The sequence below is a fragment of the Phenylobacterium sp. genome (assembly GCF_036495085.1).
Taxonomy (GTDB): domain Bacteria; phylum Pseudomonadota; class Alphaproteobacteria; order Caulobacterales; family Caulobacteraceae; genus Phenylobacterium.
Map to the genome: position 1 here is coordinate 45,895 of NZ_DASXNL010000187.1, position 7,687 is coordinate 53,581.

Here is a 7,687-nt window from a genome sequence, read left to right on the forward strand (position 1 = left end):
GGGCTTAAGGCGGGTCATGTGATGAGGCCGGCCAGGACATCGAACAAATCCTTGGTGGCCTGGATCATCCTGGCGTTGGCGCTGTACGCCTGCTGGTAGGTGGTGAGGCTGACGAGCTCCTGGTCGATGTTCACGCCCTCGACGGACGAGCGGCGGGTGTCGGCCTCGCTCTTGACCGCCGTGGCGTTGGTCTTCTGCGAGTCCGCGGTGGCGGCATCACGGCCGATGGCTCCCCCGAGTTGTGCGGCGTACGACGCGAGCGTCATGCTGACTGCGCTCTGGTCGCCCGCCGCCTTGAACAGGGTGGGGCTGAGGCCGGTTTGCGAAAGGGCCAGGGCGCCTTGCCCGTCGCCGGGCGAAATCGCCGGCTGGCCCGCGGCCACGCTGAGGTCGAGGGCGCCGAATGCAAGCTTCGTCGGGTCGGCGCTCAGCGCCGGATTTACCGAATAGCTGGCCGCCCGGGTGGAACGCGGCCCGGCGCCCAGACCGAACAACTGGCTGATCGAGGGCCCGCCGACGCCACGTTGGGTCGTGTCCTGGACGACGGAGAGCTGGGCGTTCTGCGGGGAACTGCCGGTGAAGCTCAGGCCTCCCTGCGCGTCCAGGGTGAACGCCCCGTAGAGGCCGACACCGCTCGTGTTGTTGTTCAGCGCATTGACCAGGTCGCCCATGGTCGGGTTCCCGGCCGGCGGGACGGCCACCGTCACATCGCGCAGCGGTTTGCCGTCCGGAGTGGAAAGCCGCAGCGTGATCGAAGCGCCGGGCGTGAAGCCGTTGGGATCGCTCAGCGACAATCCCGTGTCGTAGGTCGAGACGCCGCTTGCGGTGATCAGGTCGTTGAGGCCGAAGAACTGCGAGAAGCCCTGCGCGGCCTTCTGCGATGTGCCCTCGTCGATCGCCACCCCGTTCGAACCTGTGGCCGAAATCGATAACGCGCCGTTGGCGAAGGTGGCGGTCCCCTGCGCGCCCAGGCTCGTGTTTAGGGTGGTGAGGAAGCTTGCGGGTGTGAAGGCGACGGCCGCCCCGCCGTTGACGCTCATCGTGCCGGCGGTGAAATCGATCGCCACCTGCTGCTGCACGACGCCCGACGAATTGGTGATCGCAACGCTGGTCTGGCCGCTGAAGCCGCTGACCGCGGTGGGTAGATCGAGGCCGGTGTTGCGTCCGTTGAGCGTGGTCGGCGGCGGGTACGCCGTAGAGGCGTTGTGGGCGGCGTTCAGCTGCTGGGCGGTGCGCGAGACGAACTCGCCAAGCTCGTCGGCGATGCCCGGAAGCTTGTCGTTGCGCAGGTCCAGAAGGCCGCGAATCTCGCCGCTGGCGATGTTGATCGGTTGCGAGCCGCTGGAGGCTCCAGGGGTCGTGACCGAGACATAGCCCGGGGTCGTCCCGCTGGTGTTGTACGCCAGCGTCGAGGCGCCATCGCCGGCCAGCAGCACTCCCTCGGACGAGCGGACGGTGACGCCGCCCTGGTCGCGCGGGCTCACCTTGACGTTCATCAGGGCCGTCAGCTGGTCAAGCGCCTGGCTCTGGAGGTTTTCCGAACCGGTGGAGTCGCCGCCGCTGACCCGCGCCCGGGCGATGTCGGTGTTCAGCTTGTCGATCTGCGCCAGGAGGGTGTTCACCTGGGTGACGTCGCCGGCGATCTGCGTGTCGACTGTCTTTCCGAGCGCGGCGACCTGTCCGTTGATCCGGTCGGCCTCGCTCAGGAAATTCCCGACAGAGTTCAGCGCCTGCGTCCGCAAGAGCGTGGATGACGGATCGTTCGCAGCGCTGGCGAAGTTGGCGGCAATGTCGTCCGGAAGGTTGAAGAAGTAGTCGCTGCCCGACGGGTCGCCGAACAGGCTCTGGGCGTTATCCAGGTACTGCGAAACGGCGTCGTAGCGGCTGGCGTCGGAGTTTGCGGTCATACTAGCCGACTGCAGATACTGATCAGTGACGCGCTGGACGCCCTTGATGTCGACGCCCGCCCCTGCGCCGTCGACGACAAGTTGCTGCTGGACGACAGTCTTTCGGACATAGCCGGGGGTGTTGACGTTGGCGATATTGTCCGAAACCGCGCGCAGGCTGGCCTGGGCTGCCTGGAGGCCCGAGGCGGCCGTCTGGAGCGCGATGGTCAGCGACATGCCTTAAGCCTCCGCCCGGCAAAGGCTGACGCCCGACCCGGCGGAATCTGCCGAGCCTTTGAGGCGAGCCCGCGTGAGATCGGTCGAAATATCGTTTATTTTCAACATAGTCGGTCTCTAGGTCCGATGACCTCACGCAATAGAGCGCAAGACCGGCGCCAGATCAGAAGGCCCTCTTTGATCGGCCGGGCGACAAAATTTTCTGAGGGCGGCAGGAAACGCCCGTCAGGCCGCAATCCGCCCGGCAATTTCCGGCCCAGCGGGTGCGCCGCTTCCTGACCCCGAAGGTCGTTACTTTCGTAAAAGCAAGGACTTGCGCAGTTGGCGCAAAGGTTGCTCCGAGCCCTGCGAATATCCCCGACGCAGCACGCGTCAGCCCATCGTCATCTTCCCCGACGCGCAAGGCTGCCGTTCTGAATGTCCGCTCCCGCGATCAATTCCGCCGCACCGCCGTCGCCCGGCGCGTCCCCTTCCGGCGGGGCTCCGGGTGTTGGCGCGGGCGCGGGGGTCCAGGGCGCACACGCAAACGGTCCGCTCACCGGCTTCGAGGCGCTGCTGGGCGCCTTTTTCGGGACGCAAGGCGCCAAAGCCGACGGGGTGCTCGCTGCGGGCGCTGGAAACGTCCCCCTGCTGAGCAAACTCGTCGGAAAGGCCGGCCCCGCTGACGGCAGCAAGGGAAAGGCCGACCCCGCTGACGGCAGTAAGGGAAAGGCCGGTGGCGACGCCAAGGCGACAGGCGAGGCCAAGACCACAGACGACAAGGATGCTGATGCGGCGCCCGCTCCATCCACCGTTGAGGCGGCGTCCACCACGGCCGCGGCTGCAACGCCGGATGCGATCCTCGCCCTGATGCTTCAGGCTTCGGCCGTTCCCGCGGCGGCGACCTCCACTCCGCAGACTGGGGGAGAGGCCCCGGAGGCGCCGGGAGACAGTGGGACGAAATCACCCGGCCAGGCGGCCGTCGCCACCCTCGCCAAATTGCTCGGCGTCACTGCGCCGGCCAGCGCGGATGTGAGCCAGCCAAAGGCGGCCAACGTCGGCGAATTCGCCACTGACGCCAGCGCCACTGCGAAGGCTGCGGTGACGGCGCCAGGGGTGTCGCCCTCGCTTCCCAGGCCGGATGTCGCTCAGGCCGCGGCTGCAAACGCGGGCCTGCCGGGGCCGCAGCCTGCTGCTTCGGCCCCGTCGCGACCTGCCGCTCCGGCCTCGTCACAGCCTGCATCTCAGGCCACGCCGCAGGCCGCCACGCCGGATCTGCCTTTCGCCGCTTCTCCAACCGCCGCCGCGGCCATCGCCGCTGCGCCCGCCCGCGCGGCGAGCGCCGAGGTCAAGACAGAACCTACAGCGCCTGCCGACGGCAAGGACAAGGCGCCAGCGCCCAAGGCGGCGTCGCGTGTCCAGGGCGCCCAATCGGACGCGGCGCCCACTTTAAACGCCAACGCCAACGCCCCGGTGAAGGAGGCCAATGCGTCCGGCGCCCCTGTCGGCGGCCAGGCGAAGGACGACGCCCTGCCCCGCGAGCCCGAAGCTGCGGCCGTCGACGGCAAGTCAGGCCCGGAGTCGACCCCGCAAGCCCCCGCTGCCCTCGACACAGCTGCGAACACTGCGCCCGCGAGCCTGATCCACGCGGCCGCTATCGCCGTACGCGGCTCGCCGCAGACAGTCGCCAACCTCGCCGCACAGATCGCCAAGAAGCTCGACGGCCGGTCGACTCGCTTCGACGTGCAGCTCGATCCGGCCGGCCTCGGCAAGGTGGACGTTCGCGTCGAGATCGGGGCTAACGGCCGGATGAGCGCGGCCATGGCTTTCGACAACCCCCAGGCGGCTGCCGAATTGAAATCCCGCTCCGGCGAACTGCAGCACGCGCTCGAACAGGCCGGCTTCGACCTATCCGGTGGGCTCTCGTTCGATGTGGCGGCCGACCAGGGACAAGGCCAGGGCGGCCGCGCGCCGGGCCAGCAGGACTCTGACAGCAACACCGGCGCGGCTTTCCGCGGCCGGGCCTTCCAGGCGGCGCTCGACACGACGGCCGACGCCGCGCCCAGCAGCCCGTACCTGTCCAGCCGGAGCGCAGCCTCCGGCGTGGACATCAGGATCTGAGGACCCATGACCGTCATCGCCCCAAACCCGGCCGCGACGCCCACGACGACCGCGGACACGACCGCGCTCGGCAAGGCGAGCCTTGCGGACAATTTCAACACCTTCCTCAGCCTGCTCACCACGCAGCTGCAGAACCAGGATCCAACCGCGCCGCTGGATTCCAACCAGTTCACCCAGCAGCTGGTGCAGATGACCAGCGTCGAGCAGCAGCTCAACGCCAACGACCTCCTCCAGAAGCTGGTGAACAACACCTCCAACGGCGTCTCCACGGCGGTCAGCCTGATCGGCAAGAACGTCCGCGCGGTCAGCGACACGGCGAACCTCAGCGGCGGCCAGGCGCAATGGACGTATAACCTCGGCTCCGCCGCATCGGACCTCAAAGTCGAGGTGTTCGACGCCAACGGCAAGCTGGTTCACGCCGAGGCTCCGAGCGACATGAAGGCCGGCGACCACGCTTTCACCTGGAACGGCCAGGACCTCAACGGAAACCAGCTCCCGAATGGCGGGACCTATACGCTGCGGGTGACGGCCACCGACGCCGGCGGCGCCGCAATCGCTTCGACCACATACGTCCAAGGCCTCGTCACCGGCGTCCTCCAAGACAGCGGCGCGACCTCGATCACCGTCAACGGCGGCTCGGTCGACTGGTCGAAGGTCACCGCCATCAACCAGGCCGCGACGTCATGAACCACGCCAACGACCGGCTCATGAGCCGCGGACGCACATCCCATCAACCCGGACGCCGTCTCGGCGTCGCCGGGCGGCTGCAGCAAGCGGCTCCCAGGAAAGAACGGAACGAACCATGAGCATCAATTCGGCATTGCTAGCCGGGGTTTCGGGCCTGGTGGCCAACTCCTCGGCGCTGGCGGCGATCTCCGACAACATCGCCAACGTCAACACCACCTCATACAAGCGCAACCAGGTCGATTTCGCGACCATGGTGACGTCGCAGGCGGTGAAGGGCGAATATTCCGCCGGCGGGGTCCAGGGGGTCTCCAAGCAGCTCATCAGCCAGCAGGGCCTGATCCAATCCGCCTCGTCGGCGACAGACCTGGCGATTTCCGGCGACGGATTTTTCGTGGTGAGCACAAAGGGGGAGGGCCTTACAGCCACCGATCCTCGGGAGTTCACCCGCGCAGGAGCATTCGCGCCGGACGCCAACGGATATCTCGTCAACGACGCGGGTCTCTACCTGCAGGGGTGGCCGGTGCAGGCGGACGGGAGCTTCAGCGTCGATCCGTCCGACCTGTCGAAGCTGGGCGCAATCAACGTCAAGAACCTCGGCGCTGCGGTGCAGCCGACAACCTCGCTGGGCATCAGCGCCAACCTCGACCAGACGACGCCGGTGTCTGCGGCCGCAGCGACTTACAACGCCGCCACCAATAGCATGGCCGCCTTCGCCGCCACCGGCACTGGTACGCCCCCTGACGCCGCGCCGATCGAGCTCAGCGTGGTGGACTCCATGGGCGCGACCCACAAGTTCGCGCTGGCTTTCGAAAAAACCTCCACACCGAACACCTGGAACGCCGAAATCTACGCCGTCACCCCCGGCGACGTCTCCGGCGCCGGCCCGAACGGCCAGATCGCGGCCGGCGTGGTGGCGTTCGACTCCAATGGGTCCATCGATCCGGCGAACACCACCCTGTTCGGCCCGGCGGGGTCTCCGCCGACCCTCACGCTCGGAGCCTCGGGGGGGACCTCGCCGGCCTGGGCGACCAGCCTGGGCATCGCCGGCCAGACCCTGAAGGTCGACCTCAGCCAGTTCACCCAGCTCGCCTCGGCCTCGACGGTCAATTCGGTGAGCTCGGACGGGGCTGGCGTCGGCAACATCGTGGGCGTCCAGGTCGGAGCCGACGGCGTCGTGTCGGCCTTGTTCGACAACAGCCAGGTCCGCAAGATCGCCCAGGTCGCCGTCGCCACTTTTCCGAACAGCGACGGGCTGCAGGCGGCGAACGGTAACGCCTACATGGCCACCCTGCCCTCCGGCCAGATGACGCTGAAGGCCGCCGGCACGGGCGGGGCAGGCAAGATCTCCCCCTCCAGCCTTGAAGCCTCGACCGTAGACCTGTCGGCCGAGTTCACGGGCCTGATCACTACCCAGAAGGCCTATTCGGCCTCGTCGAAGATCATCACCACAGCCGACACGATGCTGGACGAATTGATCAACATCATCCGGTAACCACAGTCTTAATATCGGTTAACTTAGATTAAGATCAGCATTGTGCCGAATTAGTACATGGGAAACCAAATGATTTGTAGTTCGTTCACTATCACGATTCAGCGGCTGTTAGGAGCCGCGGTCTATTCTGCGCGTCAACAGTGATGGTGGGAAAGACGTAAAGCCATGTTGCAGCAACAGCAGACGCGCACGAACAGCCGTGGGGAGTCCTACGTGATTGGGCCCACGGGCGCGCCGTTGACGCTGAGGGATCTGCCTCCTGCTGACACCGGGCGCTGGGTGATCCGCCGCAAGGCCGAGGTCGTCGCCGCAGTACGTGGCGGCCTGCTCTCGCTCGAGGACGCCCTGGAACGCTACCGACTGACCTCGGAGGAGTTCCTGGCCTGGCAGCGTTCCATCGATCGTCATGGCCTCGCAGGCCTTCGCACGACACGGATTCAGCAGTACCGCTGACCTCTCGCTGATCCCCCAAGAGAGGTTCGCGTCAAGTGCGGCCGCGCCCCTTCCCAGGGCGCGGCCGTTTCTTATTCGGGATCGGGCGGCGCGGACTTCTCGACCTCGTCGATCAGGCGCCTTGCCATGTCGACCTCGCCTTCCGGCACCATCAGCAGGCTCGGCAGAGCGCCCGGATAGGGCGTGGCGCCAAAAACGAAGGGGTGGAGGTCGGCTTCCTCCAGCACGGTCTTGAGGAAATGCAGCCGCACGGCGTCGTGGGTCTCCAGGACCGCGATCATCGCCGGAACTCCCCGTGCGGGTGGAGCGGGGCGGACTGGCTGGTCCCCGGCAGCCGGCGCACGTTGACCAGGATCTGCTCGCGGTCGCCGGGCGCGCGCTCGACCAGCAGCCGGGCCACCTGGGCGTCGTCGTGAAAGGCGTAGCCCTTGATGGCGTCGAGGATCGCCTTGGCCAGGTTGTCGAGATCGAGCCAGGGCGGGTCACCGACATATTCCATGCGGATTTCGACCGCGAACTCGCCCCAGGCCGGCCGCGAACCCCGCCAAGCCTTGCGGAAGAACTCGTAGATCAATGGCTTATAGTATTTCGCCTGGGTGGTGAGGCCATCGACCACCACCTCCATGGCGCCGCCCGACTCGCGGACGCGCACCTTTCCGTGCTGGGTCCAGGCCTCGTCCACGCCCGGTCCCGGCCCTAGATCCTTTCGACCTTCACCGCAGTGCCGTAGCACAGCACCTCCGTAATGCCGTCCATGATGTCGTTGGCGTCGTAACGCATGGCCAGCACGGCGTCTGCTCCGGCGGCCTGGGCGTGATCCACCATGAGTTGA

Annotated in this window: 8 protein-coding genes; 4 read left to right on the forward strand and 4 right to left on the reverse strand. The window is 67.0% G+C overall.

Translation table 11 applies throughout. The annotated features are described in order from the left end of the window. Positions 1-14: 14 nt before the first annotated feature. Positions 15-2,123 carry a flagellar hook-associated protein FlgK gene (flgK, locus tag VGI62_RS21280; RefSeq protein ID WP_331506585.1) on the reverse strand — a complete coding sequence of 703 codons (2,109 nt, stop codon included), beginning with the start codon at positions 2,121-2,123 and terminating at the stop codon, positions 15-17. Positions 2,124-2,540: 417 nt separating this feature from the next. Between flgK and VGI62_RS21285 the strand changes: the two genes are divergently transcribed. The 4 genes from VGI62_RS21285 to VGI62_RS21300 all read left to right on the forward strand — a co-directional run bounded on the left by VGI62_RS21285 (position 2,541) and on the right by VGI62_RS21300 (position 6,855). Further along, positions 2,541-4,223 (forward strand): flagellar hook-length control protein FliK, encoded by a 1,683-nt coding sequence (locus VGI62_RS21285; protein ID WP_331506586.1) that lies wholly within the window; start codon positions 2,541-2,543, stop codon positions 4,221-4,223. Between the two features lie 6 nt (positions 4,224-4,229). Then, positions 4,230-4,910 (forward strand): flagellar hook assembly protein FlgD, encoded by a 681-nt coding sequence (locus VGI62_RS21290; protein WP_331506587.1) that lies wholly within the window; start codon positions 4,230-4,232, stop codon positions 4,908-4,910. Between the two features lie 115 nt (positions 4,911-5,025). Beyond that, on the forward strand, positions 5,026-6,402 hold the full coding sequence (locus VGI62_RS21295; RefSeq protein ID WP_331506588.1) for a flagellar hook protein FlgE: 1,377 nt from the start codon (positions 5,026-5,028) through the stop codon (positions 6,400-6,402). Positions 6,403-6,567: 165 nt separating this feature from the next. Further along, positions 6,568-6,855: a DUF1153 domain-containing protein gene (locus tag VGI62_RS21300; RefSeq protein WP_324362073.1), complete on the forward strand. Its 288-nt coding sequence runs from the start codon at positions 6,568-6,570 to the stop codon at positions 6,853-6,855. Between the two features lie 71 nt (positions 6,856-6,926). On the opposite strand, the gene VGI62_RS21305 is transcribed toward VGI62_RS21300, so the two are convergent. The 3 genes from VGI62_RS21305 to VGI62_RS21315 form a co-directional block, all read right to left on the reverse strand. After that, entirely contained in the window at positions 6,927-7,136 is a 210-nt protein-coding gene (locus VGI62_RS21305; protein ID WP_331506589.1) for a DUF2007 domain-containing protein, read from the reverse strand. Next, the gene (locus VGI62_RS21310; RefSeq protein ID WP_414695718.1) at positions 7,133-7,537 is read right to left on the reverse strand and encodes a RusA family crossover junction endodeoxyribonuclease; all 405 of its coding nucleotides are present in this window, start codon (positions 7,535-7,537) and stop codon (positions 7,133-7,135) included. Before VGI62_RS21310 ends, VGI62_RS21305 begins: the two co-directional genes overlap by 4 nt. Positions 7,538-7,551: 14 nt before the next feature. After that, positions 7,552-7,687, reverse strand: a 136-nt coding sequence (locus tag VGI62_RS21315; RefSeq protein WP_331506592.1) for a YbjQ family protein, incomplete at its 5' end; no start/stop codon positions are given.

Excerpts from the sequence above, each read along its gene's own strand:
- flgK (WP_331506585.1), bottom strand. The coding sequence starts at position 2,123 with ATGTCGCTGACCATCGCGCTCCAGACGGCCGCCTCGGGCCTCCAGGCA.
- VGI62_RS21285 (WP_331506586.1), top strand. The coding sequence starts at position 2,541 with ATGTCCGCTCCCGCGATCAATTCCGCCGCACCGCCGTCGCCCGGCGCG.
- VGI62_RS21290 (WP_331506587.1), top strand. The coding sequence starts at position 4,230 with ATGACCGTCATCGCCCCAAACCCGGCCGCGACGCCCACGACGACCGCG.
- VGI62_RS21295 (WP_331506588.1), top strand. The coding sequence starts at position 5,026 with ATGAGCATCAATTCGGCATTGCTAGCCGGGGTTTCGGGCCTGGTGGCC.
- VGI62_RS21300 (WP_324362073.1), top strand. The coding sequence starts at position 6,568 with ATGTTGCAGCAACAGCAGACGCGCACGAACAGCCGTGGGGAGTCCTAC.
- VGI62_RS21305 (WP_331506589.1), bottom strand. The coding sequence starts at position 7,136 with ATGATCGCGGTCCTGGAGACCCACGACGCCGTGCGGCTGCATTTCCTC.